The organism is Pseudarthrobacter sp. S6 (assembly GCF_050156575.1).
Classification (GTDB): domain Bacteria; phylum Actinomycetota; class Actinomycetes; order Actinomycetales; family Micrococcaceae; genus Arthrobacter.
Genome location: NZ_CP189581.1, coordinates 2,552,868 through 2,576,404 on the forward strand (window position 1 = coordinate 2,552,868; position 23,537 = coordinate 2,576,404).

The following is a 23,537-nucleotide window of genomic DNA, read 5'->3' on the forward strand; positions in this document are numbered from 1 at the left end:
TTTGCCTTTCGAGAAATTTCGATGCCCTCAGTTTGCCGCTTCGCGCCTATTTGGTCAACCGAAGTCTCCCCAAAGAGTGAATTTGCTCACTAAAAAGGCTTGACGACAGGTTCATCCAGCGCTAACTTTATCTGACAGACCGCAAGTTTTAGCGAAATATTTCGAAACTCGGTTTTGAATAATTTAGACTCAGTTCAACGGCAGTGCTGCCTCATCCGAAGGCCGGACTGCCGAACACAAAGCCGGGCAATCAGTGTCGAGCCCGAAGGATGAATGGAATGCAAATGAATACTCCGAAGCTACGCTCAGCCGCTCTGGCCGTATCCGCAGCCGCCCTGTCGATCACTCTCGCGGCATGCGGATCCAGCGGCCCGGCGGGATCCGCTGTCAGCGCGGACTCGCCCAGCATGTGGGGGCTCACCGGCGGCAACCAGACGGTGACGCAGAAGTCAGTGGATGCCTGGAACACTGCTCATCCAGACGAGACCATCAAGCTCGACTTCTTCGCGAATGATGCTTACAAGACCAAGGTGCGCACGGCCGTCGGCGCCGGACAGGGACCGACCTTCATCTACGGCTGGGGCGGCGGGGTTCTGAAGTCCTACGTGGATGCCGGACAGGTGGCCGACCTCTCCGAATTCGTGAAGCAGAATCCTGATGTCCAGAGCCGTTACCTGCCCTCAGTCCTGAAGAACGGCCAGATTGACGGCAAGACCTACGCGCTGCCCAACAACAACGTCCAGCCCGTGGTCCTGTACTTCAACAAGGACGTGTTTGACAAGATCGGCGCCCAGCCCCCCAAGACCTGGGACGAGTTGATGGCGCTGGTGCCGAAGTTCAAGGCCGCCGGCGTGGCACCGTTTTCATTGGGCGGTCAGTCAAAGTGGCCGGACCTGATGTGGCTTGAGTATCTGGTGGAGCGCATCGGCGGGCCCGATGTCTTCGCCAACATTGCCGCTAACAAGCCGAACGCCTGGTCCGATCCTGCAGTCACCCAGGCCCTGACGAAGATCCAGGAGCTGGTGGACGCCGGCGGATTCGTCAACGGATTTTCCTCGATTGCGGCGGACAGCAACGCCGACCAGGCTCTGCTCTACACGGGTAAAGCGGCCATGGTCCTGCAGGGCGGCTGGATCTACCAGAGCATGAAGAAGGACGCAGCGGACTTCGTCAAGAGCGGCAAACTCGGCTACACCACGTTCCCGTCTGTCTCCGGCGGCAAGGGAGATCCCGCGAACGTTGTGGGCAACCCGTCGAACTTCTGGTCCATCTCTTCCAAGACCACCGACAGCCAGAAGAAGGCAGCGCTGGACTACGTCAAGAGCGGGATGTTCACCGAGGCCGACACCCAGTCCCTGATCGACTCCGGAGCCGTGCCCGTTACCACCGGCATTGAAAGCAAACTGGCAGCGTCCCCCGACAAGGATTTCCTTACCTATGTCTACGGCATGGCGAAAAACGCTCCGAACTTCACGCTTTCGTGGGACCAGGCACTTAGCCCCGCCCAGGGCGACGTCATGCTGTCAAACCTGGACCAGATCTTCCTGAAGAAGATCAGCCCGGATCAGTTCGTCGCAACGATGAACGCAACGATCGGAAAGTAAAACAGTGTCTGTCTCAACCGGATCTTCCCGACGGGCCCTTGCAAAGGGCCCGTCGGGGTGGCTGGCCGCCCCAGCCCTCATCTTCTTCCTTCTCTTCGCGATCATCCCTCTGGTCGGTGTGCTGTTTCTCAGCTTCACGAAATGGGACGGCCTCGGCGAGATCAAGCTTGACGGTTTCTCCAGCTGGACCACGGTCTTGACGGACCCTGTTACCGGCAACGCGCTGCTGGTGACTGCGAAGATTATGTTCTTTTCCTTCGTCGTCCAGGCACCGATCAGCCTGTTGCTGGGCGTCTTCACCGCTGCAGGACAGAAATACCGGGCTGCACTCGCGGTCCTGTACTTCGTCCCGCTGCTGCTCTCCTCGGCCGCTGTCGCCATCGCCTACAAGGCCCTGCTGGATCCGAACTTCGGCCTCGGGCCGGGGCTGGGCCTCCCCTTCCTCACCCAGGACTGGCTCGGTAATTCGGATCTGGTGCTCTTCGTGGTCGTTTTCGTGATCGCGTGGCAGTTTGTTCCGTTCCACACGCTCATCTACCAAGGTGGCGTCCGCCAGATTCCCACGTCGCTGTATGAGGCGGCACAGATCGACGGGGCAGGGCGCATGCAGCAGTTCTTCAGCATCACCCTGCCGCAGCTGAAGTACACGATCATCACGTCCTCGACACTGATGGTCGTTGGCTCGCTCGCATACTTTGATCTCGTGTTCGTCCTGACCGGCGGAGGACCGGGCTATGCCACGCGACTGCTGCCACTTCACATGTACCTGACCGGTTTCAAGGCCAACGATATGGGTGCGGCCAGCTCCCTCGGCGTCATCCTCGTAGTGATCGGCCTTGCATTGGCCCTGATCCTGCAGCGGCTCGGCGGCAAGAACCGAAACGACAGCCAATTGGAAGGTGCCTGATGGCTTCCACAACCCAGCTTCCCTCTCCCCCCGCGACGAGCACAAAGAGCGGCGGCAGTCCGCGCCGGCCGAAGGGGCCCGGACGCCTCCGCCCCAACTTCCTCGGTGGCCTGGGCGGTTGGGCCTGGCTGGCCGTCATCATCGTTCCTATCTACTACGTCGTAGTGACCAGCCTGAAAAACCAGGCCGGCTTCTTCACCTCGAACCCGATGCTGCCGCCAACCGAACCGACCCTGGACAACTACAAGCTCGTCCTGGAAAACGACTTCGTCAAGTACTTCATGAACTCCCTGATCGTCACGATCGGCAGCGTGATCCCGGCCCTCCTGGTGTCCTTCATGGCCGCCTACGCGATCGTCCGGGGCAAGTCCAGGTTCCTGAGCTGGACCAACAGCCTCTTCCTCCTCGGCCTGGCAGTTCCGCTGCACGCCACGATCATCCCGATCTACTGGATGATCACCCGGGCACACCTCTACGACACGCTGCTGGCGCTCATTCTTCCCTCGATCGCGTTCTCCATCCCGATTTCCGTCCTCATACTCTCCAATTTCATGCGGGATGTACCCAACGAACTGTTCGAGTCCATGCGCCTGGACGGCTGCTCCGATTGGGCAATGATGTGGCGGCTGGCGCTGCCCATGACCAGACCCGCCGTCGTGACAGTCGGTATCTACAACGCGCTGGGGGTCTGGAACGGCTTCCTGTTCCCGCTCATCCGGCTCTTCACGGTTCCCGGGGAATGGTCTGCTGAGATGAATGCTCATGCTGCCATTCGGGCCGCACTTCTCAAGAGGATACGCGATTTGTAGTTGTCCGGATTTCGATAGCCGCGCGCGGTTCGCTTGATATGTTTTATTGCCGTGTTGTTGGCTTCTACTTTGGCGGTGGTTGCACCGGTGACGATGAGCACTTCGATCTCGGCCCACCAACGGCACACGGTCCGGTAGAGCCTGTTTGTTTCCGGCATCGCGGCGCGTGCCACGAGGTCAGCAAGCGCGTCCTTGGCCGCACCCGCGTCTTCAAGGGAGCTGGTGTTCAGCAGCGTGCGGAGCTGTTCCTTGACCTGCCAGGCGGCCTCGAGGCTGCCGGTCGGATCATCGGCGGCGAAGAAGCCGGCCAGCCGGTGCCGGGCCCGTTCTGACAGGTTCTCCTCGGCTTTCAGCAGCAGCATCCGGTTCGCCCACGCCGGGTCCGTGGCCCTGCCCCGCCGGCCCCGGACCTGCTGGGAAAGGCCCTGCCGGACGGTGGTGAGCATGTCGTTGGCCAACATCGTCACGTGGAAAAGATCCACCGAGACCGCCGTGCGTGGCAGCCACATCCGCAGCGCCTTCCGGAACGCCGCGGACGGGTCGATTGCGACGACCTGAACCCCGAGCCGCCACTCAAGGGGCCGGGCGAAGAGCCAGTCCCCGACGCCCTTGTGGTCCCGTCCATCCACGATGCCCAGGACCTGCCCGGTGTCCAGATCAACGATCGTGGTCATCCACGGCTCGTACCGGGTCCACGCCTTTGTGGCAGGGTCCTGGAAGAACCGCACGGACCGATACCGGTGCTCATCGATCCCCAGCATCCTCGGCGCCAGGAGGTCCACGTCAGGCAGGCGGAGAGCGGCGTCACCGATGACCTGTTGGACCAGCCACCATGAGATCCCGAACGCCAGGGCTGTCTCGGACACGGCCCGTCCCGAGGTGATGACCGCGTCCACCAGTGTCTCCCGGAGCCGGCGTGTGGAGCGCGCCCGGCGCGGGACCTGGGGTGTCGCCTCACAGAACGATTTCCGCTCACACAGGTACTCGTCACAGAACCAGCGCCGCTTGTCCCACAGGAGCACTACCGCACCGGCGACCGGGATGTCACGCAGCTTCTGGCAGCGGCGCTCCTTGACCCGGGAAGCGATCACTCCGCAGCTCGGGCAGCCCGGCGGGAACGTGGACTCCACGGTGACGTGGCGGATCCCGCCCGGGAGCAGGACGGTGCCGGCGACTCGGTAATCGGGCAGGTTGAAGATCAAGCTGGCAGCGTCATGGCCAGCCCCAGTAGGCTCTAACAAGGCTCGTGGTTCCTGTTCAGGTTGAATGCGTAGTAACACTCATCCCAGCAGGACCACGAGTCCTCTGCTTGCTACAACACGAACCTATTTCCCCGGGAACCGTGAAGAGCCGCTCATCCTGACCCAAAGCCCTTCCACACGGGTGCTGCCGTTGTCACTGTGGACCTTCCAGGGCGAATTCAGCGTCAACATCCCCGCCGTCCTGGCCTCCGTGGTGCTCGCGACCCTGCCGCTTCTGGTGATCTATGTCGTGGCACGCCGCCAACTCCTCAGCGGACTCACAGCAGGGTTCAGCAAGTAACCGGGCCCCAAACCCCGAAAGGAATCACGATGACCACCGCACAGCCCTTAGGGGTCGGAATGGTCGGCTACGCCTTCATGGGCGCCGCCCACTCCCACGCCTGGCGGACCGCGCCCCGGTTCTTTGACCTGCCGCTGGAACCCCAGCTCACCGCAGTCGCCGGCCGCCATGAGGACGGTGTCCGCGCGGCAGCTGCCAAGCTCGGCTGGGCCTCCACGGAAACGGACTGGCGCCGGCTGATCGAACGCGACGACATCGACCTGATCGACATCTGCACCCCAGGCAATACGCACGCGGAGATCGCAATCGCAGCCCTTGAAGCCGGCAAACACGTCCTGTGCGAAAAGCCGCTGGCCAATTCCGTCGCGGAGGCGGAGCGCATGACAGCGGCCGCCGACGCGGCAGCCAGACGCGGTGTGTTCTCGATGTGCGGATTCAGCTATCGCCGCACCCCCGCGCTTGCGCTGGCCCAACGGTTCGTGCAGCAGGGCCGACTGGGGACCGTGCGGCACGTCCGGGCCCAGTACCTGCAGGACTGGCTCAGCGACGAAAACGCCCCCATGACCTGGCGGCTGGACAAGTCCAAATCGGGGTCCGGGTCACTGGGTGACATCGGAGCGCACATCATCGATGCCGCCCAATGGATCACCGGCCAGAAAATCACCGGCGTCTCGGCCCTCCTGGAGACCTTCGTCCAGCAACGGCCGCTTGCCGGTGACATGGTGGGCCTGGGTGGCCACGGCGACGTCGGCGCAGACACGCCGCGCGGGACAGTCACCGTCGACGACGCCGCGATCTTCACCGCACGGTTCGACGGCGGCCCGATCGGCGTGTTCGAAGCCACGCGCTACGCCCTGGGCCGCAAGAATGCCATGCGGATCGAGATCAACGGGACCAAGGGCTCACTGGCCTTCGACTTCGAAGAGATGAACGTCCTGTCCTTTTACGACGCCGCCGAATCTCCCGATGCCGGCTTCCGCCGGATCTTCGTCACCGAACCCGAACACCCCTACGCCGCCAACTGGTGGCCCACCGGCCACGGCCTCGGTTACGAGCACGGCTTCACCCACCAGGTTGTCGACCTGGTGAACGCCCTCGCGGAACAGCGCCAGCCGGAACCGTCGTTTGCCGATGCCCTGCAGGTTCAGCGCGTGCTGGCCGCCGTGGAAACCAGCGCCGCGAACTCCAGCCAATGGCAAAACGCCTGAGACAAATGCCGGAACCCAAAACCAGACCTGTACCCGAAAACGAGGCACGCTCCATGACACGACCTATCACCCTGTTCACCGGCCAATGGGCTGACCTGCCCTTCGAGGAGGTGGCCCGCCTCGCCGGCGAGTGGGGCTTCGAAGGCCTGGAAATCGCCTGCTGGGGCGACCACCTTGACCCCCGGCGCGCCGTCGAAGTCGATCTCTACCTCCAGAGCCGGCTGGACATCCTGGAAAAGAACAACCTCAAGGTCTTTGCCATCGCCAATCACCTCACCGGCCAGGCTGTCTGCGACGACCCCATCGACGAGCGACACCGGGACATCCTCCCGGACGGCGTGTGGGGCGACGGCGACCCGGAGGGCGTCCGCACGCGGGCCGCCGAGGCCATGAAGGACACGGCCCGGGCCGCGGCCCGCCTGGGCGCCACCACCGTCACCGGATTCACCGGGTCCTCCATCTGGAAGGCCGTGGCCATGTTCCCGCCAGCCTCCGCAGCCATGATCGAACGCGGCTACCAGGATTTCGCGGACCGCTGGAACCCCATCATGGACGTCTTCGACGACGCCGGAGTCCGCTTCGCCCTGGAGGTCCACCCCTCCGAAATCGCCTACGACTACTGGACCGCCAAGCGCACCCTGGAGGCACTCGGCCACCGGAAAAACTTCGGCCTGAACTTCGACCCCTCCCACTTCATCTGGCAGGACCTGGACCCGGTCATGTTCCTGCAGGACTTCGCCCCGAAAATCTTCCACGTCCACGTCAAGGAATCCATCCGGCAGCTCGATGGCCGCAACGGCCGGCTGGGATCGCATCTGCCCTGGGCGGATCCACGCCGGGGCTGGGACTTCGTCACGGCCGGTCACGGCGACGTGAAATGGGAACCCATCTTCCGCACCCTCAACGCGATCGGCTACCAGGGACCCACAAGTGTCGAATGGGAAGACGCGGGAATGGACCGGATGATCGGGGCGCCCCAGGCCCTGGCCATGGTCCAGGAACTCGCCCGCATCGCCCCTCCCGGCGCCGCCTTCGACTCCGCCTTCTCGAGCCGCTGAGCACCACAACTTCCGGTCTCCGGACCGCAATCCAAACAAAGGAAATGCCATGACAGAAAACAAGACCGCACTGGTGGTCCGGGGCGGGTGGGACGGCCACCAGCCCCTGGAGGCCACGGAACTCTTCATCCCGTTCCTCAAGGACAAGGGCTACGACGTCCGGGTCGAGGAGTCCACAAAGATCTACGCCGACGCCGAGTACATGGCCGGCGTGGACCTGGTCATGCAGTGCATGACCATGACCACCATCGAAAAAGACGAATTCGAAGGCCTGCGCAGAGCCGTCGAGAACGGCACCGGCATGGCCGGCTGGCACGGCGGGATTGCCGACTCCTACCGGAACACCTCGGACTACCTCCACCTGATCGGCGGCCAGTTCGCCTGCCACCCCGGTAAGCACCCCGACGAGCTCAAGGGCGAGCAGCCGGACAATTACGTTCCCTACACGGTCAACATGCTCCCGGCCGCAGCAGACCACCCGATCACCCGGGGCATCGGCGACTTCGACCTCGTCACCGAACAGTACTGGGTCCTCACCGACGACTACATCGACGTCCTGGCCACCACCACGCAGAAGGTCCGCGAATGGGACCCTTGGCACCGTGAAGTGACCTCGCCCGCCATCTGGACCCGGCAGTGGGGCCGGGGCCGCATTTTTGTCGCCACTCCCGGCCACAACGTCGAAATCCTCCAGGACAGCAACGTCCGAACCATCATCGAAAGGGGCCTGCTGTGGGCAAGCCGTTAAATGTAGGAATCATCGGCTGCGGCGCAATCATCGCCCAGTACCTGGCCAACATCCCCCGCCTCGAGGCACTCAAGCTGGTGGCCGTCGCTGACCTTGACCCGGGCCGCGCCCAGGCTGTGGCCGACGGCTACGACGGCGTCCGGGCCGTCTCCGTCGAGGACCTGCTGGCCGCCGAGGACGTGGACCTGGTCCTGAACCTCACCATTCCGGCCGCGCACGCCGAAGTGGCCCTCAAGGCGATCGCGGCCGGCAAGAGCGTGTACGGAGAAAAGCCGCTGGCGGCTACGACTGCCGAAGCACGCCAGGTGCTGGACTCGGCACGCGAGGCCGGGGTCGCCGTCGGCTGCGCCCCGGACACCGTCCTGGGGACCGGGGTGCAGACGGCCCGCAAAGCCATTGACGACGGCCTGATCGGGGCCCCCATCTCGGCCACAGCCACCATGGTCACCCCCGGCCACGAACGCTGGCACCCCAACCCGGACTTCTACTACCAGCCCGGCGGTGGGCCACTGTTGGATATGGGCCCCTACTATGTCAGCGCCCTCGTCAACATGCTGGGGCCGGTGGTCTCGGTGATCGGTGCCGCCAGCCACACCAGGACCGAGCGCACCATCGGCTCCGGCCCGCGCGAGGGCCAGGTGATTCCGGTCTCCACCGACTCTCACGTCACCGGGATCCTAGTCCACGCCTCGGGGGCACTCTCCACCCTGGTGATGAGCTTCGACGCGGTAAACACCAAATCCTCGAACATCGAGATCCACGGCGAACGCGGGACGCTCGTGGTTCCGGACCCCAACTACTTCGAGGGCGACGTCGAACTCTTCGCCTTGGGCGCCGACGCCTGGGAGACCCTTCCGGTTTCGGCCGGGTACCTGGACTCGGGCCGCGGCTTCGGCATCGCGGACCTGGCCGCGACCCCGGCCGGATCAGAACCGCGGGCCGGCGGGCAGGTGGCCTACCATGCGCTCGAGGTCATGGAATCAGTACTGGAATCAGCGCGCAGCGGATCAGCCGTGGTGATCCAGAGCACCGCGTCCCGGCCGGACCTGGTGGAACTGACGGACCTGCGGGCTACTGCCATGGGCAACCAGGCCCAGGAGGTCACCCTGAAGGCCTGACGGATACACTCCGGACTGGGGTGAACGACGCCGAACCGCGGCGCCGTTCACCCCAGTCCTTTTGTGCCCGGACGCATCCGCCGGGCGGAGAACCTTCCGGTCTCCGGCGCGCGGCTATCCGGAAGATCCTGCGGGGCCTGATGGTGCTGCCCGGCTGTGGGCCAGCGTGAGCCGGTTCCCGGAGGTTTTGGGTCCGTGGCGGACGTTTCCCGCGGCGCTTCCCGGGATGCTCCCGGCGGCGGCGTCGGCGTCGATCGCGTGGGGTTGTTGTTTGCCGCGTGCAGCCTGCCGGAACCGCCGGGCACTTTCAGGCAGGTTCCGGCCGGGCCCCGCCCGGAAACGCCAAAGAGTCCGCCGGGCGGTCACGTCCCTGGACCTAAGACCGCATGGCGGCTCAGATATAGGGGCGGTCACGCCCGGCGGACCCGGAAGCACTCGGCCGACCGGCCTCAGGCCGGCCTCTGCCTATTCAAGATATAAAGGTGGTCTCCGCAGCACTAGTCCCCCGGGTACCGGATTCCCGCTTGGCTCCGCACCTCGTCCAGGAGGGACATGATGGTCAGCGTGTCCGCCAACGGCATGGTCGGGCTCTCGGTCATGCCCTGCTGGATGCAGCGCATCACGTCGCGCAATTGGTATGTGTAGCCGCGGCCGGCAAGAACAAACTTCTCCACGCGGGTCTCGCCCGGACCCGTCGTGATGGTCAGTTCCGTCGGAGCAAACAACGGCGCATTGCACTTGAGCGTCCCCTTGGTCCCTGACAGCGTGGCTGTCTGTGTGGACACTGTGGTCAGGGACGTCATCAACTGCACCTGTGCCCCGGACTCGTAGACGAGGGACATGGCGGTCTCAGTGTCCACCCCGGAACTGTTCAGGGCGGACGTGGCTGTCAGCGACTGGGGCTGGCCCAACGCAATCTGAGCCCAGGTCAGCAGGTAGACACCGAGGTCCAGGAGGGCACCGCCGCCGTCCTCCAGCTTCCACAGCCGGGCTTCCGGGTCGTACGGTGCGGGGAAGCCAAGGTCGGCCTGGATCCAGCGCACCTCCCCCAGTTCGCCCGAGGCGATCATTCCGGCTGCCCGCTGCACGCTGGGCAGGAACCGGGTCCAGACGGCTTCCATGAGAAACAGGCCCTTGTCCCGGGCGACGCTGACGAGGTGCTCCGCCTGCCGCGCGTTCAGGGTCAGCGGTTTCTCGCACAGGACGTGTTTACCGGCGCTCAGGGCCTCCAGCCCCACCTGGTAGTGGTTGGCATGGGGCGTCGCAATGTACACAACATCCACGCTGGGATCCTGGAGCAGCCGCCGGTGGCCGGACAGACCGCCGTCGGACAGGTCGCCGTAAGCACTGACGAAGCCGAACTCGGCGGCAAAAGCGTCGGCGCCGGCCTGCGTCCGGGAGCTCACGGCCTGAAGGACCGCGTCCGGGAGCAAGGCCAGGTCACTGACCACAATGGATGCAATCCGCCCGGTGGCGATAACCCCCCAGCGCAGCGGGCGGCCCGTAGCCGGCAGCGGGTCGTGAAGACCCGCTGCCAGCAGCGGCGTCGCGACAAGGCGCGTTTCAGTTACCGGCGTCACTGTGTGCGGCCATCTTCTTGTAGTTCGCGCTGATGGACGGGTGGAAATCCGGCGCAGGGGTGGCGTCCACGGCAACGGGCCAGGCCGGCCGGTTGCCGGTCAGCGCCCAGGCCGCCTGTACAGCGGCGCCTCGGGCCACATACTCGCCGGGGGTGGGGATCACCACCGGGACGTCGAACACCTGCGCGGCAATCCGCTGCACCGCCGGATTCTGTACCGCCCCGCCGATCAGCAGCAGCCGCCGGGCCGGGTAGCCCAGCTCCAGCAGCGCGTCCAGGCCTCCGGACAACCCGCAGAGCATGCCTTCGATCGCGGCGCGCGCCAGGTTGGCCCGGGTGGTGGACTCGATGCTGAGCCCGTGGAAACTTGCCTTGGCGTGGGGCCGGTTGGGGGTCCGTTCACCCTCGAAATACGGGATCAGGACTACACCGCCGGCGCCTGGTTCGGCATCGAGGGCCAGCCGTGCCAGTTCCGTGAAGTCCACGTCCAGCACCCCGGCAATGGAGCTCAGGACCCGGGCAGCGTTCAGGGTCACAGCAATGGGCAGGTATGCCCCGCCGGCATCAGCGAACCCCGCCACCGTGCCGGTGCTGTCCGAATGCAGTTCCGAGGCGACGGCGAAGACCGTGCCGCTGGTCCCGACCGAAACCACGACGTCGCCCGGCCCGGCGCCGAGCCCGAGCGCGGCACCGGCGTTGTCCCCGGCGCCTGGGCCGAGGATGATGCTGCCGTCTCCGGCTCCGCGCACCACAGTGCCGCTGTCGGCACCGAAGCAATCCGGGTGGACCCGTCCGGCAGAATCCCCGGGGGCCACAACCCGCGGCAGGATGACCGCCGCGGCGTGCTCCCCTGCTGCCCCGGCTTCCCGGGCGTCGCGCCCGGATGCCAGCTTGAACAGGTCCAGGTCGTAGCTGCCGGAGAAAGGACTCCAGTAGCCGGTGCCGCTGGCATCGGAACGGTCAGTGGTCAGCTGTTCCAGGTCCGGGCCCAGCGGGCTGGACCCGGCCGGGCCGTAGCCGCGCAGGCGCCACATGAGCCAGTCGTGCGGCAGTGCGACGGCGGCGACCCGGGCTACGGATTCCGGTTCGTGATCGCGTACCCACCGGACCTTGGTGACGGTGAAGGACGCCACCGGCACCAGCCCGGTCCGCCGCGAGAAGTCCTCGGCGCCGACTTCGGCGGTGAGGTCCGCGGCGGACTGCGCCGAGCGGGTGTCGTTCCAGAGCAGTGCCGGCCGCACCACGTTGCCCTCGGCGTCGAGCAGCACCATGCCGTGCTGCTGCCCGCCGACAGAGAGGGCACTGATGCCGCCCAGCCCGCCGGCGTCGTTGATGGCCTCTGACAAGGCCTGCCACCAGTGGTCGGGGTGGACCTCTGTGCCGTCCGGATGCCCGGCGCGGCCCTCGCGGACCAGGGCGCCGCTCACGGCATCCAGAACGACAATCTTGCAGCTTTGTGTGGATGAGTCCACCCCGGCAACCAGTGTCATGGGTTCAGCGCGCGCCGAGCAGGTGCTCGATGAAGAGCTGCTGCAGCTTCACGAAGCCGAAGCCCTTGCCGCCGAAGTACGCGCCGGAGTCGAAGTCCTCATAGGAGGACCGGTCGGCCCGGAGCTGCTCGTAGCCTTCGCCAGCGTTGAGCGTGGGCTCGTTGATCTGGGCCACCCGGGAGGCCAGCAGGGCTGCCTGGACCTCGGGGTCGGCGCGGAAGGCCTTGGCGCGTTCCTTGAGCAGGAGGTAGGTCTGCATGTTGGCGGCCGCAGAGTCCCAGACGCCGTCGATGTCCTCGGTGCGGCTGGGCTTGTAGTCGAAGTGGCGCGGGCCCTGGTAGGACGGGCCGCCGTCGGGTCCGCCGTTTTCGAGCAGGTCCACCAGCGAGAACGCGTTCTGCAGATCGCCGTGGCCGAACACCAGGTCCTGGTCGAACTTGATGCTGCGCTGGCCGTTGAGGTCGATGTGGAAGAGCTTGCCCTGGTACAGGGCCTGGGCGATGCCGTGGGTGAAGTTCAGCCCGGCCATCTGCTCGTGCCCGGTTTCGGGGTTGACGCCTACCAGTTCCGGGCGTTCCAGGGTCTCGATGAAGGCGAGCGCATGGCCGAGGGTGGGGAGGAGGATGTCGCCGCGGGGTTCGTTCGGCTTGGGCTCAATCGCGAACCGGATGTTGTAGCCCTTGTCCGTGACGTAGTCGCCCAGCAGGTTCACAGCCTCGCGGTAGCGTTCCAGGGCGCCGCGGATGTCCTTGGCCGCGTCGTACTCGCTGCCTTCGCGGCCGCCCCACATCACGAACGTCTCGGCGCCCAGTTCAGCGGCGAGGTCAATGTTGTCCAGCACCTTGCGCAGGGCGAAGCGGCGCACGCCGCGGTCGTTGCTGGTGAAGCCGCCGTCTTTGAACACGGGGTGGCTGAACAGGTTGGTGGTGACCATCGGGACCACCATGCCGGTGGATTTCAGCGCACCGGTGAGGCGGTCGATTTCCCGCTGGCGGTCAGCCGCGGAGCAGCCGAACGGGAAGAGGTCATCGTCGTGGAAGGTGATCCCATAGGCGCCGAGGTCGCTGAGCCGGTTGACGGCCTCAACGGTGTCCAGCGGCGGGCGGGTGGCGGACCCGAACTGGTCCTGGGCCTGCCAGCCCACGGTCCAGAGGCCGAACGAGAACTTGTCTTCACGGGTGGGCTGAATCGCCATTGAAAGCTCCAAAGAGTGTTGTGGTGGATGGTGCCGGTCCGGGCCGTTTGGTAGCGACCCGCATAAATTGTTCTGCAACCAAACATATTCGAAATCGTGGTGATGTCAACCACTTCCGGAAAAATCTTCTGCTGCACCAACCCTCCGCAGAAAAGTCTTTCCACCGAATCCGCCTGCCGGTAGGGTTATGTTTTAGAAAACACCAAATCCGGGCCCCTGAGGCTCAAAGTTAAAGGATGGCCTGTAATGGAGCAGCTCGTGACCGAACGCAACTGGGCCCGGAATCACACGTACCGGGCGCCCCGGATCGCCCACCCGGCCAGCGTGGAGGAGCTGCAGGAACTGGTGGCCGGCGCGGATAGGGTGCGGGCGCTGGGCTCCCGGCATTCGTTCAATGACATTGCGGACACCTCCGGCACCCTGGCAGTCTTGGACCGCCTGGATGCGGTCCGGCCGAATGCCGGGATCAGCGTGGACCCGGCAAGCATGACGGTGACAGTCGGCGCGGGCACCCGCTACGGAAGCCTCGCCGCCGAGCTGCAGCGTCAGGGCTTCGCCCTGCACAACCTGGCGTCCCTGCCGCACATTTCCGTAGCCGGCGCCGTCGCCACGGCCACGCACGGTTCCGGGGATGCCAACGGCAACCTCGCCACCGCCGTCCGGGCACTGGAACTGGTCACCGCCGACGGCACAGTCCTTTCCGCCCGCCGGGGCGACGCCTACTTCGACGGCATGGTGGCGGGACTCGGAGCCCTCGGCATCGTCACCCGCCTTACCCTGGACATCGAACCCAGCTTCGAAGTCAGCCAGCGGGTGTTTGAAAATCTCGACTGGGACCAGGTCCTGGCGAACTTCGACGCCGTAACATCCGCCGCCTACAGCGTGAGCCTCTTCACCGACTGGAGCGGATCAACCATCGGGCAGGCCTGGCTCAAAAGCCGCACCGGCGATCCCGTCCCGGACCAAGCAGGGTTCTTCGGCGGCACCCCCGCCACGGCGGCCCTGCACCCGCTGCCCGCGGCCTCCGGCAGTATCTGCACCCAACAGCTGGGCGTGCCGGGCCCGTGGTCGGACCGGCTGGCCCATTTCCGGATGGAATTCACCCCCAGCAACGGCGATGAGCTGCAGAGCGAATACCTCCTCCCCCGCGAGCACGCCGCGGACGCGCTCCGCACCATGCGCCGGCTCTCGGACGTGGTCACGCCGCTGCTGCTGGTCGGCGAAATCCGCACCGTCGCCGCGGACAGGCTGTGGATGAGTCCCAACTACGGCCGCGACGGCATCGCACTGCACTTCACCTGGCGCCCGGACCAGCCGGCCGTCGAGGCCATCCTGCCGCTGATCGAAGCGGAACTGGCACCGTTCGGGGCCCGCCCGCACTGGGGCAAACTGTTCGACGCCGGCGCCGGCACCCTCGCGCCGCTCTACCCGCGTTTCGGTGACTTCACCGCCCTTGCGGACCGCCTGGATCCGGCCGGGAAGTTCCGGAACAGCTTCCTGGACCGCACTGTGTTCGGCAGCTGATAATCTCGCGATGATGCCCACCTCAATCCCGCGCCCCGCCCCGCCGTCCGCCGAGCCGGATCCGTCACGGCGAAACAACCTGGCGCTGCTCACCTCCCTCATCCACCACCACGGCGTCCTCAGCCGGGCCCAGCTGACCAAGCGGACCGGGCTGAACCGGTCCACGGTGGGAACCCTGATCGGTCAGCTTGTGGCTTGGGGGCTGGTTTATGAGACCGCCCCCACCGGTGAGGCCCAGGTGGGCCGGCCCAGCCCCGAGGTGCACCCGAGCCGGTCCACGGCGGCCCTTGCAGTCAACCCGGAAATCGATGCTGTGACGATCGGGCTGGTGAGCCTCGGCGGGAAAGTCCAGCGGAGGATCCGTTTCGCTACGGAGCGGATCCCCACCGCCCGGGAAGCCGTCAACAGCGCCGCGGCGGTCATCGAGGGGATGCGCTCCGAGCTCGAGGCCTCCTACCGGATCACCGGCATCGGCATTGCCGTTCCGGGACTGGTCAACCGGGCGGACGGCGTCGTCCGGCACGCCCCCCATCTGGGCTGGCGCAACGAACCCGTGGCCCAAATGCTCAGCGACGCAACCGGCTTTGACTGTAGCGCTGCCAACGATGCCTCCCTCGCCGCCGAAGCCGAACTCATCTTCGGCGCCGGCGCCGGCCGGGAAAACCTGGTCTACGTCAACGGCGGCGCGTCCGGCATCGGCGGCGGAGTTATCTGCGACGGCGTGCTGCTACGCGGCGCCTCTGGCTACGCCGGCGAACTGGGCCACACCTTCGTCCGGACGTCCGGATCGACCTGCCACTGCGGCGCCACCGGGTGCCTGGAGACGGAGGTCTCCCAGTCCCGGCTTTTCGACCTTGCCGGGCTCGACGGCGGCGACGCCACCGAGCTGGAACGCGCGCTCCGGAACACCGGCGGCACCGGGGTAACGGAGGAAGTTGACCGGCAGCTGGAGTACCTGGCCATCGCGCTGCGGAACACCGTCAACATGTTCAACCCGGAGGCACTGGTCCTGGACGGCTTCCTGGGCGTCCTGCACGGGCTCTCCCCCGGCACCCTGAAGCGGCTCATCCGGTCCCAGGCCCTGGACGGCCCCGCCGACGAATTTAAAATCCACCGCTCAGCGCTGGGCCCGGACCTCATGATGATCGGCGCCGCCGAGCTCGCCTTCACCCGGTTCCTGGCCGATCCCGCAAGCCTGGGCACCCTGCCCGCGCCCGCCCTCCCGGAAGGCTGACATGCCCGTCCCGAACCCCTCGCCCATGGGCGCATCCTTTGACCTCACGGCCACCATCGGCGGCCGCCACCAGCACGCCGTCGTGACGGAAGTCGCCGCAAGCCTGCGCAGCCTCACCGTGGATGGTGTGGCCCTGATCCAGGAATACCCCGTCGATGCGGAGCCGCCAAATTGCGCCGGGTGGGTGCTCGTCCCGTGGCCAAACCGGGTGGCCGACGGCTGCTGGACCTATAAAGGCGAGAGCCTGCAGCTGGACATAACGGAGCCGGAGAACCACAACGCCATGCATGGGCTCCTCTCACACTCGGCCTATCGCATCGCACGTAGGACCCAGGGCAGCATCACCCTGGCCGCCGACATCTCATCACAACCCGGTTATCCCTTCGAACTGAAAACATCCGTCCATTACGAACTGACAGAGGACGGCATAACCGTCACCCACCTTCTGAAGAACAGCGGTACCCGTCCAGCTCCCGTGGCAGTGGGCGCCCACCCATTCCTCTGTTTGGGAACGGTGGCCACGGATGAGCTGAAACTGTTCATCGATGCCGACACCCACATTGAAGTCGACGACAGGCAAAACCCCACTGGAACTACGACCAGCGTCGCCGGAACCCGGCACGATTTACGGGCCGGACAGACCATCGGGACAGCGAACCTGGACGATGCCTGGGCAGATGTTCGCCGGGACCGCTCCGGCGGTTCCGCCCACTACTTGGAGGCGCCGGACGGACGACAGGTACGTTTGCACATGGACGCCTCATTCGGGTATGTCCAGGCATTCACCACTAAGCGCTTCCCAACGGAGAACGGGATGGTTACCGCGGTCGCGGTGGAACCGATGACCGCTCCCCCCGATGCGTTCAACAGCGGTGAAGGGCTGCGCTGGCTCGGCCCAGCCCAGGCCTGGCAGCTACAGTGGAGCATCCACTTCCGTCACTGACCGAGGGGTTAAACACCGCCCGCGATGGGCAATGACCGTAATTGAGTGTCAGCGGAAGAATTCCAGCAGGACGGGAGCGACGGCGTCGGGCGCCACCGCGTGGGCCTGGCCGTCGATGACGTTCTTCCGCCCGTCCTGCACGGCAGCGGCCACTGCGGTGGCCGCTGCCGCTGCCCAGGAAGCACTGGAGCCACCATGCAGGGCAAGGACGGGGGCGGCGATGCCCGCAAACCGGTCTGCCGGCACACCGCCGTCGGCCGAGAGCGTCAGGTCGTAGGGCAACGTGTGTGCCAGGGACACCAACGCCGGCCACCAGGGCGCCCTGGTCATTCCGGGGTCAAAGCCGGCACCGGCGTGCCGGAAAAATGCCTCGACCGCTTCACTACCGCGGCCGCTGTCCGCCAGGGAACGTACTTTGTCCACAAAAGCCTGCCAGCCATCGCCGCCGCCGGTCAGGTAGGGCGGTTCGTAGACGGCGACCTTCCCGACCCGGATTCCCGCCGCGGCCGCCTCCAGGGACAGAATCCCTCCCGAGGAGTGTCCATACAGATGCACGGGGCCGTCCGCTGCGGCCGCGAGTGCTTGCAGGTCTTCGACTTCGCGGTCGACGGCATAGGGCGGCGTGTTCGTGCTGTCACCGCGCCCGCGGCGATCGTAGCTGACCACTGTGAACGCGTCCGCCAGCAAGGGGACCAGGCTGGCAGCGGAATGCCGGTTGTTCAGCGCCCCGCCCACGAGGATGAGCGCCGGCCCGGACCCCGCCTGCTCATAGGCAATGGTGGTTCCGTCAGCGGACTGGACGGTCTGGATCATGGCGGTTCTCCCCTGCTGTCTTGCGGACCTTGCACGGCGGCTCAGTTGCGTGCCTCAGTCTCCTCTAACCGGCAGCGGCCGGGACCCAAGGAAACCGTCGTCCAACAAGAATAGGTCCCGGGTACCCAGAATTGACGACCTCAAGTGTGCGGTTCAAGGGCCCTGAGCAGGGAAAACACGTGCCCGAGGTGGGACCCGGACTGCATTCCAACCCCTATAGTTACCGGGCAGCCGCGGAGACATGCGGAATCCGGGACAGTCCGGCGGCTGTACAGCCCAGTCAGACGGCAAAATTGTCGCTGAGCCGTTTCCGTGCGACGCGACCTTCACCTGCTAAAGTGGTGTTGAAATTCCAACAATCCATGTCTGCATAGCTACTAATGCGCATGGCCATGACTTCCCGGGAGCAATATGGACCTGACACCGTCCTTTAAGGCCTATGACGTGAGGGGCCTCGTCGGCGTTTCTATCAGCGCGGAAAGCGCCGAAGCCGTGGGCGCCGCGTTTGTGGACGTGCTGGGCCTGTCCGGCCAGACCATCGCCTGCGGAGGGGACATGCGGCCCTCTTCACCCGGCTTCAGCCTTGCCTTTGCAGCCGGCGCTGCCCGGCGCGGTGCGGACGTGAAGTCCCTGGGCCTTATCTCCACTGATGAGCTCTACTACGTGTGCGGCGCCCTGGACATGGCCGGGGCCATTTTCACCGCGAGCCATAACCCCGCGGAATACAACGGGATCAAGATGGCCAAGGCCGGCGCCGTGCCGGTCTCCGCCGAAACCGGGCTCACGGCCATCCGGGACCTGGCCCAGCAGTATGTCGACCACGGGATCCCTGCAGCCGCGGCCCAGGGCACCGTGTCCACGCTTGACGTGCTCGCCGGTTATGCCGCAAAGCTCCGCTCGCTGGTGCCCCTGGATGCAGTCCGGCCACTGAAGGTGGTGGTGGACGCCGGGAACGGCATGGCGGGCCTGACCGTTCCCGCGGTCCTTGGGGACCAGTTCCACCCTGCGTTGCCGCTCACGGTTGTGCCGCTGTACTTTGAGCTCGACGGGACGTTCCCCAACCATCCTGCCAACCCCCTTGAGCCGGAGAACCTCCGCGACCTTCAGGCCGCCGTCATCGCCCACGGCGCCGACATTGGCCTGGCCTTCGACGGCGACGCCGACCGCTGCTTCGTGGTCGACGAGAACGGAAGGCCTGTGACGCCGTCGGCCGTTACGGCATTGATTGCCGTCCGGGAGATCCGCCGCGCCCAGGCCGCCGGGGAAGCCAATCCGGTGATCATCCACAACCTGATCACGTCGCGCGCGGTGCCGGAAATTGTTGCCGCCGCGGGCGGATGGCCGGTCCGGACCCGGGTGGGTCATTCCTATATCAAGGCCCGGATGGCCGAGGAGGGCGCCGTGTTCGGCGGCGAACACTCGGCCCACTACTATTTCCGCGACTTCTACAACGCGGACACGGGTATGCTTGCCGCAATGCACGTCCTGGCCGCCCTCGGCGAACAGGAACTGCCCTTGTCCGAGCTGGCCCGCGAGTTCGACCCGTACGCGGCCAGCGGCGAAATCAACTCATCCGTGGACGGCGTGGACGGCAAGGTAGCGGACGTGCGGGCCAGCTACGCGAATGGTGCCGTGATCGATGAACTCGACGGGCTCAGTGTCAGCAGCGAGGGCGGGGACTGGTGGTTCAACCTGAGGGCCTCCAACACGGAGGAACTGCTGCGGCTTAACGTCGAAGCCGCCGACGCCGCCACCATGGCCCAGGTGCGCGACGCCGTCCTGCAGCAGATCCGGGCCTAGCGGCCCAGCACCACGTTCACCGGTTCCCCGCCCGCCAGCAGCAGCGAGATCTGCTGCCTGACCAGCCGGACCATCCGCGGGAACATCGCCGAGCTTGCCCCGCCCACGTGCGGGGTGATGAGCACGCCGGGAGTAGTCCACAGCGGGTGGCTGGCCGGCAACGGCTCGGGGTCGGTGACGTCCAGGGCGGCCCGCAGCCGCCCGGACGACGTCTCGGCCCGCAGGGCATCCGTGTTCGCCACGGGGCCTCGGGCCACATTCACCAGCAGCGCTCCGTCCGGCATCGCAGCCAGGAACTTCCGGTCCACCAGCTGGTGTGTGCGCTCACTCAGGGGGACGCTGATCACCACGATGTCGTGCAGCGGCAACTGTTCGTAGAGTGCGTCGATCCCGTGGATCCGGCCCCCCTGGTCGTCGCGTTCCCGGCTGGCCATCCGCGTCACGTGGGCTTCGAACGGCAGGAGCCTGGCCTCGATGGCCTTCCCCACTCCCCCGTAGCCCACCAGCAGCACGCGCCGGTCCGCGAGGCTGGGCCGATGGCTGTTGTCCCACGTCCCGGACGCCTGGTTCCGGGCAAAGTCTGGCATCCCACGCTGGCTGGCGATCATCATGCCCAACGCGAGTTCCGCCGTCGACGTCTCATGGACCCCGGCCGCGTTGGCGAAAAGGCAGCCGCCGGGCAGGACTGCAGCCACGCCGTCATACCCGATCGACTGGCTCTGCACCAGCCCCACCTCAACGCAGTCCAGCGCGGCCAGCGCCGCAGGCTTGCCCATGTAGGGCGGCACCAGCAGGTCGAAACGGCCCGACGGCGGCGGGCCGGTGAGGTCCCACAGGACGAGCTCGACGCCGGCAATCGGCTCGAGCTCGTCCAGCATCTTCCGGTCGGGCAGGGCCACCCGGAGCGGCCCGGTCACGCGGCCACCACGATCCTGACGTTGGCGGCACCCAGTGCGTCCTCGATCTCCCGGGGCGGCGGCGCGTCCGTCACCAGCACATCCACGGCATCGAAGGCGGCGAGCCGCGCCAGCGCGTACCGCAGCATTTTCTGGTGCGTTGCCACCACCACCACCTGTTCAGCTGCATCCATAAGGGCGATCTTAGTGGCGCGCTCCACGTCCCGCTCAATGTAGAACGCCTCGTCGTGGAGCCCGCTGACCCCGATAAACGCCGTCTTGGCCCGGAGGCCGGCGGCGGCGCTCACCGTCATGGGACCGTTGAACGCCTGGCTGTCCAGAAGCAGCTCACCGCCGAGGCAGATGGTCCGCGCCGCCGACAGTTGCAGGCAGCGTTGGATCGCGGGCGCGGAGTGCGTGATGATGGTGCCCGCGAACGTCGGCGGCAGCTCCAGAGCAATTTGGTACGTGGTGGTCCCGGCGTCCAAGATGATGGCGTCCCGCTCGCCGATCATGGACACGCAGGCCCGGGCCACCCGCTGCTTGGCGTCAGCATCCGCCCGGACCCTGGCCGCGAAGTCCGCGTTCTGCCCGCTGGCGTTGACGGCGCTGACGCCGCCGTGAACCACCCGCGCCAGCCCCTTTTGGGACAGCACTCGGGTGTCCCGGCGCACCGTCATGTCCGAGACCGCGAACGTTTCGGCGAGGTCCATCGTGGAGATGAAGCCCCGCTGCTCGAGCTGGTCCAGTATGGTGCGCTGGCGGGGCGTCAACGGCGCCTCTTTCGGTGAGCTGCTCATATACCCTTCTCCTGCTTCCCTTAACCGGGCGACTTTGGCCTGCCAGGGTGTTGCAATTCCAACTCAAATCTACTCAGTGGCTGAGCCCGGCACCCGCATTCGTCAGCTCTACGGGGCGTCCTTCGATGATGGAGCGCTCGGCCGCCAGGCCCATGCGCACGGACTGCAGGCCGTCGGCAACCGTAACTTCCACCGGCCCCTCACCGAGGATGGCCCTGCGGTAGCCAAGGTGTTCATAGTAAGTGGAGCCATGATGGGCGCCGGCAGCGAGGACGGCCTCGTCCACAGGAACCTCGTGCATTTCCGGCCCCAGCGGCGAGCGCGGGCTGAATTCCACCGTCGCCTCCGCCTCGTCGCCGTCAATCCAGTGGTTGGCTGCCACCGGGATGAGGGTCTCGATCTTGGCGGCGTCGCCCACAATGGAGATCCGCTCCTGGAACTTGGAACCCTCGGCGAACATGGACAGCTCCAGCATGGCCCGGCGCCCGCCCTTGAAGTCCACAATCACGTACGCGTTGTCGATCATGTCCGACACCCTGCCGCTGTACATCTCATCCATATGGTTGACGTCGTGGCCGCCGCTGGCGTAGACGCGGACGGGCTCGTCCTGCAGGATCAGCCGCATCAGGTCAAAGAAGTGGCAGCACTTCTCCACCAGCGTGCCTCCGGTCCGCTCGGTGAAGCGGTTCCAGGCGTCCACCTTGTGCAGGAAGGGGAAGCGGTGCTCCACGATGGAGAGCATGTACACGTTGCCGAGCCTGCCGCCGTGTGCTGCCTGGATGATCTCCTGCACCGGCGGCATGTAGCGGTACTCCATGGCAACCCACACCGGCGCGGTGTAGTCAGCTGCCAGCGATTCAAGCTCGTCCGCCTGTTCCGCCGTGGTGCACACGGGCTTTTCCACCAGCACGGGCAGGTTAGTGCCCCTCGCGAAGATGTCCTTGAGGATGGCCAGGTGCGTGTCGTTGGGGCTGGCGATCACCAAGGCATCCACCAGCCCGGACGCGAGCAGGTCCTGGTGGCGGGAGAAGGTCTGTACCTCGTAGCCGATTTCCGCAACGGTCTCTGCCAGCGATGACGGCTGTGGATCGGCTACGGCGGCGATGTGGCTTCCCGGGATCAGGGCAAGGTTCCGGACGTGTTCGCGTGCCATATGGCCGGCACCTATAAGGCCGTAACGAATGGTCCGGACCGATTCCGCAGAAGGCAATGACATGAGCTGCTCCGTTTCTCTACGTTGAGTGTGGGACCGCGGCGTTGCATCCCAAACACAACTATACAGAAAGTGTTGTTATTCCAACATAGCGTGTGTATATTTCTTCAGTACAAGCCGACTACAACGAGGTGGAACGTGTCCCAACTATCAACCGGAACCTTACTCTTTATAGGCTCCGCCACCCTGGACTCCATAGCCTTGGTTCAGGATTATCCCGCCGCAGACAGCCGGACCGTTGCCACAGACTTCACGACGGCGGGAGGCGGACCGGCTGCCACCGCGGCCGTTGCTGCCGCCAGGGCAGGCGCGCAGGCCGCTTTCGCCGGAGTCATCGGCACAGACGAGGAAGGCGACCGCATCATCAGCGGTCTGCAAGCTGAAGGCGTGGATACCTCAGCCGTGGTCCGCGATCCCGAAGTCAAAACCGGAGCAAGCGTCATCGTGGTCAGCAAGGCCACCGAAAGCCGCGCCATCGTCACCCGCCCGGTGCCGCCGGTCAACTTCCCTGCCGAGGGGCGCTTCCGGGAACTCCTGGAAGCCTCGGCGTGGGTGCACGTGGACCACCTGGGCTGGAGCGCCGTCGCCAACCTCCCCGGTCTCAACCACGGCAACCTGAACCTCAGCGTGGACGCCGGCAACCCCATCCCCTCCTTCAGTCCGCGCGGCGTCGCCCTGTATGTCCCCACCATCGAACGGCTCCGCGCCGACTACGGTGACCACCACAGTGTTGCGGCGCTGCTCCAGAAGGCCATCGACGACGGCGCCTCCGCCGTCGTCGCGACCGCCGGGTCCGAAGGGGCCTGGGTCAAAACCGGCCACACCGATGCCGTGCACGTGCCCGCGACACCCGCCACCATCGTGTCTACCCTGGGCGCCGGCGATGTCTACCACGGCGCCCTGCTCGCGGCCGTTGCCGCCGGCCTGCCGCTGGTGGACGCGGCAGCCTTCGCCGGCCGCACCGCAGCCGCCTCCTGCGGGCGACTGGACGGCCGCTCCGGCATCCCGCACCAGAGCATCACCCCCGCCATTGCCTCCAACCTCACCCCTAGCTGA

Annotated in this window: 20 protein-coding genes and 1 pseudogene; 13 read left to right on the forward strand and 8 right to left on the reverse strand. The window is 66.0% G+C overall.

Annotated features, from left to right (window positions below):
- Positions 1-284: 284 nt before the first annotated feature.
- From ACQCS0_RS12180 to ACQCS0_RS12190, 3 genes are read left to right on the forward strand one after another with little or no spacing between them, the layout of a single operon-like run.
- Positions 285-1,604 carry an extracellular solute-binding protein gene (locus tag ACQCS0_RS12180; RefSeq protein ID WP_426938441.1) on the forward strand — a complete coding sequence of 440 codons (1,320 nt, stop codon included), beginning with the start codon at positions 285-287 and terminating at the stop codon, positions 1,602-1,604.
- A gap of 4 nt (positions 1,605-1,608) precedes the next feature.
- Positions 1,609-2,511 carry a carbohydrate ABC transporter permease gene (locus ACQCS0_RS12185; RefSeq protein WP_426938442.1) on the forward strand — a complete coding sequence of 301 codons (903 nt, stop codon included), beginning with the start codon at positions 1,609-1,611 and terminating at the stop codon, positions 2,509-2,511.
- Positions 2,511-3,320: a carbohydrate ABC transporter permease gene (locus tag ACQCS0_RS12190; RefSeq protein ID WP_426938443.1), complete on the forward strand. Its 810-nt coding sequence runs from the start codon at positions 2,511-2,513 to the stop codon at positions 3,318-3,320. The genes ACQCS0_RS12185 and ACQCS0_RS12190 overlap by 1 nt, the downstream gene beginning before the upstream one ends.
- Here ACQCS0_RS12190 and ACQCS0_RS12195 read toward each other — a convergent pair.
- Positions 3,272-4,561, reverse strand: a complete 1,290-nt coding sequence (locus ACQCS0_RS12195) for an ISL3 family transposase (RefSeq protein WP_426938444.1) — start codon at positions 4,559-4,561, stop codon at positions 3,272-3,274. The genes ACQCS0_RS12190 and ACQCS0_RS12195 overlap by 49 nt on opposite strands.
- A gap of 109 nt (positions 4,562-4,670) precedes the next feature.
- On the opposite strand from ACQCS0_RS12195, the pseudogene ACQCS0_RS12200 reads away from it, so the two are divergent.
- The 5 genes and pseudogenes from ACQCS0_RS12200 to ACQCS0_RS12220 form a co-directional block, all read left to right on the forward strand.
- A pseudogene (locus ACQCS0_RS12200) lies at positions 4,671-4,862 on the forward strand (carbohydrate ABC transporter permease); the annotation flags it as partial.
- A 29-nt stretch (positions 4,863-4,891) separates the two neighbouring features.
- Complete coding sequence (locus ACQCS0_RS12205) at positions 4,892-6,070, forward strand: Gfo/Idh/MocA family protein (protein WP_426938445.1); 1,179 nt, start codon at positions 4,892-4,894, stop codon at positions 6,068-6,070.
- Between the two features lie 53 nt (positions 6,071-6,123).
- A complete protein-coding gene (locus ACQCS0_RS12210) occupies positions 6,124-7,128 on the forward strand; it encodes a sugar phosphate isomerase/epimerase family protein (protein ID WP_426938446.1) in 1,005 nt (334 codons plus the stop codon).
- A gap of 49 nt (positions 7,129-7,177) precedes the next feature.
- Complete coding sequence (locus ACQCS0_RS12215) at positions 7,178-7,876, forward strand: ThuA domain-containing protein (RefSeq protein WP_426938447.1); 699 nt, start codon at positions 7,178-7,180, stop codon at positions 7,874-7,876.
- Positions 7,861-8,994: a Gfo/Idh/MocA family protein gene (locus tag ACQCS0_RS12220; RefSeq protein ID WP_426938448.1), complete on the forward strand. Its 1,134-nt coding sequence runs from the start codon at positions 7,861-7,863 to the stop codon at positions 8,992-8,994. The genes ACQCS0_RS12215 and ACQCS0_RS12220 overlap by 16 nt, the downstream gene beginning before the upstream one ends.
- Positions 8,995-9,491: 497 nt before the next feature.
- Here ACQCS0_RS12220 and ACQCS0_RS12225 read toward each other — a convergent pair whose 3' ends face one another.
- From ACQCS0_RS12225 to xylA, 3 genes are read right to left on the reverse strand one after another with little or no spacing between them, the layout of a single operon-like run.
- Positions 9,492-10,574 carry a Gfo/Idh/MocA family protein gene (locus ACQCS0_RS12225; protein WP_426938449.1) on the reverse strand — a complete coding sequence of 361 codons (1,083 nt, stop codon included), beginning with the start codon at positions 10,572-10,574 and terminating at the stop codon, positions 9,492-9,494.
- Positions 10,558-12,063, reverse strand: coding sequence for a xylulokinase (xylB, locus tag ACQCS0_RS12230; RefSeq protein ID WP_426938450.1), 1,506 nt, complete (start codon positions 12,061-12,063; stop codon positions 10,558-10,560). Before xylB ends, ACQCS0_RS12225 begins: the two co-directional genes overlap by 17 nt.
- A gap of 4 nt (positions 12,064-12,067) precedes the next feature.
- A complete protein-coding gene (gene xylA / locus ACQCS0_RS12235; protein ID WP_426938451.1) occupies positions 12,068-13,258 on the reverse strand; it encodes a xylose isomerase in 1,191 nt (396 codons plus the stop codon).
- Positions 13,259-13,504: 246 nt separating this feature from the next.
- Here xylA and ACQCS0_RS12240 point away from each other — a divergent pair, with 246 nt between their 5' ends.
- The 3 genes from ACQCS0_RS12240 to ACQCS0_RS12250 are packed head-to-tail and all read left to right on the forward strand — an operon-like array spanning position 13,505 to position 16,959.
- Positions 13,505-14,782 carry an FAD-binding protein gene (locus ACQCS0_RS12240; protein ID WP_426938452.1) on the forward strand — a complete coding sequence of 426 codons (1,278 nt, stop codon included), beginning with the start codon at positions 13,505-13,507 and terminating at the stop codon, positions 14,780-14,782.
- 10 nt (positions 14,783-14,792) lie between these two features.
- Positions 14,793-16,016 carry an ROK family transcriptional regulator gene (locus ACQCS0_RS12245; RefSeq protein ID WP_426938453.1) on the forward strand — a complete coding sequence of 408 codons (1,224 nt, stop codon included), beginning with the start codon at positions 14,793-14,795 and terminating at the stop codon, positions 16,014-16,016.
- A gap of 1 nt (position 16,017) precedes the next feature.
- Positions 16,018-16,959: an aldose 1-epimerase family protein gene (locus ACQCS0_RS12250; protein ID WP_426938454.1), complete on the forward strand. Its 942-nt coding sequence runs from the start codon at positions 16,018-16,020 to the stop codon at positions 16,957-16,959.
- 48 nt (positions 16,960-17,007) lie between these two features.
- Here the strand turns inward: ACQCS0_RS12250 and ACQCS0_RS12255 are convergent, their stop codons facing one another.
- Complete coding sequence (locus tag ACQCS0_RS12255; RefSeq protein ID WP_426938455.1) at positions 17,008-17,772, reverse strand: alpha/beta fold hydrolase; 765 nt, start codon at positions 17,770-17,772, stop codon at positions 17,008-17,010.
- 411 nt (positions 17,773-18,183) lie between these two features.
- Here ACQCS0_RS12255 and ACQCS0_RS12260 point away from each other — a divergent pair, with 411 nt between their 5' ends.
- The gene (locus ACQCS0_RS12260) at positions 18,184-19,572 is read left to right on the forward strand and encodes a phosphomannomutase/phosphoglucomutase (RefSeq protein WP_426938456.1); all 1,389 of its coding nucleotides are present in this window, start codon (positions 18,184-18,186) and stop codon (positions 19,570-19,572) included.
- Here ACQCS0_RS12260 and ACQCS0_RS12265 read toward each other — a convergent pair.
- The 3 genes from ACQCS0_RS12265 to ACQCS0_RS12275 all read right to left on the reverse strand — a co-directional run bounded on the left by ACQCS0_RS12265 (position 19,569) and on the right by ACQCS0_RS12275 (position 22,484).
- Positions 19,569-20,489, reverse strand: coding sequence for a 2-hydroxyacid dehydrogenase (locus ACQCS0_RS12265; RefSeq protein ID WP_426938457.1), 921 nt, complete (start codon positions 20,487-20,489; stop codon positions 19,569-19,571). The genes ACQCS0_RS12260 and ACQCS0_RS12265 overlap by 4 nt on opposite strands.
- Entirely contained in the window at positions 20,486-21,268 is a 783-nt protein-coding gene (locus ACQCS0_RS12270) for a DeoR/GlpR family DNA-binding transcription regulator (protein ID WP_354154856.1), read from the reverse strand. Before ACQCS0_RS12270 ends, ACQCS0_RS12265 begins: the two co-directional genes overlap by 4 nt.
- A 73-nt stretch (positions 21,269-21,341) precedes the next feature.
- Positions 21,342-22,484 carry a Gfo/Idh/MocA family protein gene (locus ACQCS0_RS12275; protein ID WP_426938458.1) on the reverse strand — a complete coding sequence of 381 codons (1,143 nt, stop codon included), beginning with the start codon at positions 22,482-22,484 and terminating at the stop codon, positions 21,342-21,344.
- Positions 22,485-22,619: 135 nt separating this feature from the next.
- Here ACQCS0_RS12275 and ACQCS0_RS12280 point away from each other — a divergent pair, with 135 nt between their 5' ends.
- Complete coding sequence (locus ACQCS0_RS12280; RefSeq protein ID WP_354154858.1) at positions 22,620-23,537, forward strand: PfkB family carbohydrate kinase; 918 nt, start codon at positions 22,620-22,622, stop codon at positions 23,535-23,537.

Coding starts and splice junctions, on each gene's coding strand:
- ACQCS0_RS12255 (WP_426938455.1), bottom strand. CDS start 17,772: ATGATCCAGACCGTCCAGTCCGCTGACGGAACCACCATTGCCTATGAG.
- ACQCS0_RS12210 (WP_426938446.1), top strand. CDS start 6,124: ATGACACGACCTATCACCCTGTTCACCGGCCAATGGGCTGACCTGCCC.
- ACQCS0_RS12190 (WP_426938443.1), top strand. CDS start 2,511: ATGGCTTCCACAACCCAGCTTCCCTCTCCCCCCGCGACGAGCACAAAG.
- ACQCS0_RS12205 (WP_426938445.1), top strand. CDS start 4,892: ATGACCACCGCACAGCCCTTAGGGGTCGGAATGGTCGGCTACGCCTTC.
- xylB (WP_426938450.1), bottom strand. CDS start 12,063: ATGACACTGGTTGCCGGGGTGGACTCATCCACACAAAGCTGCAAGATT.
- xylA (WP_426938451.1), bottom strand. CDS start 13,258: ATGGCGATTCAGCCCACCCGTGAAGACAAGTTCTCGTTCGGCCTCTGG.
- ACQCS0_RS12275 (WP_426938458.1), bottom strand. CDS start 22,484: ATGTCATTGCCTTCTGCGGAATCGGTCCGGACCATTCGTTACGGCCTT.
- ACQCS0_RS12245 (WP_426938453.1), top strand. CDS start 14,793: ATGATGCCCACCTCAATCCCGCGCCCCGCCCCGCCGTCCGCCGAGCCG.
- ACQCS0_RS12260 (WP_426938456.1), top strand. CDS start 18,184: ATGGACCTGACACCGTCCTTTAAGGCCTATGACGTGAGGGGCCTCGTC.
- ACQCS0_RS12250 (WP_426938454.1), top strand. CDS start 16,018: ATGCCCGTCCCGAACCCCTCGCCCATGGGCGCATCCTTTGACCTCACG.
- ACQCS0_RS12240 (WP_426938452.1), top strand. CDS start 13,505: ATGGAGCAGCTCGTGACCGAACGCAACTGGGCCCGGAATCACACGTAC.
- ACQCS0_RS12180 (WP_426938441.1), top strand. CDS start 285: ATGAATACTCCGAAGCTACGCTCAGCCGCTCTGGCCGTATCCGCAGCC.
- ACQCS0_RS12270 (WP_354154856.1), bottom strand. CDS start 21,268: ATGAGCAGCTCACCGAAAGAGGCGCCGTTGACGCCCCGCCAGCGCACC.
- ACQCS0_RS12215 (WP_426938447.1), top strand. CDS start 7,178: ATGACAGAAAACAAGACCGCACTGGTGGTCCGGGGCGGGTGGGACGGC.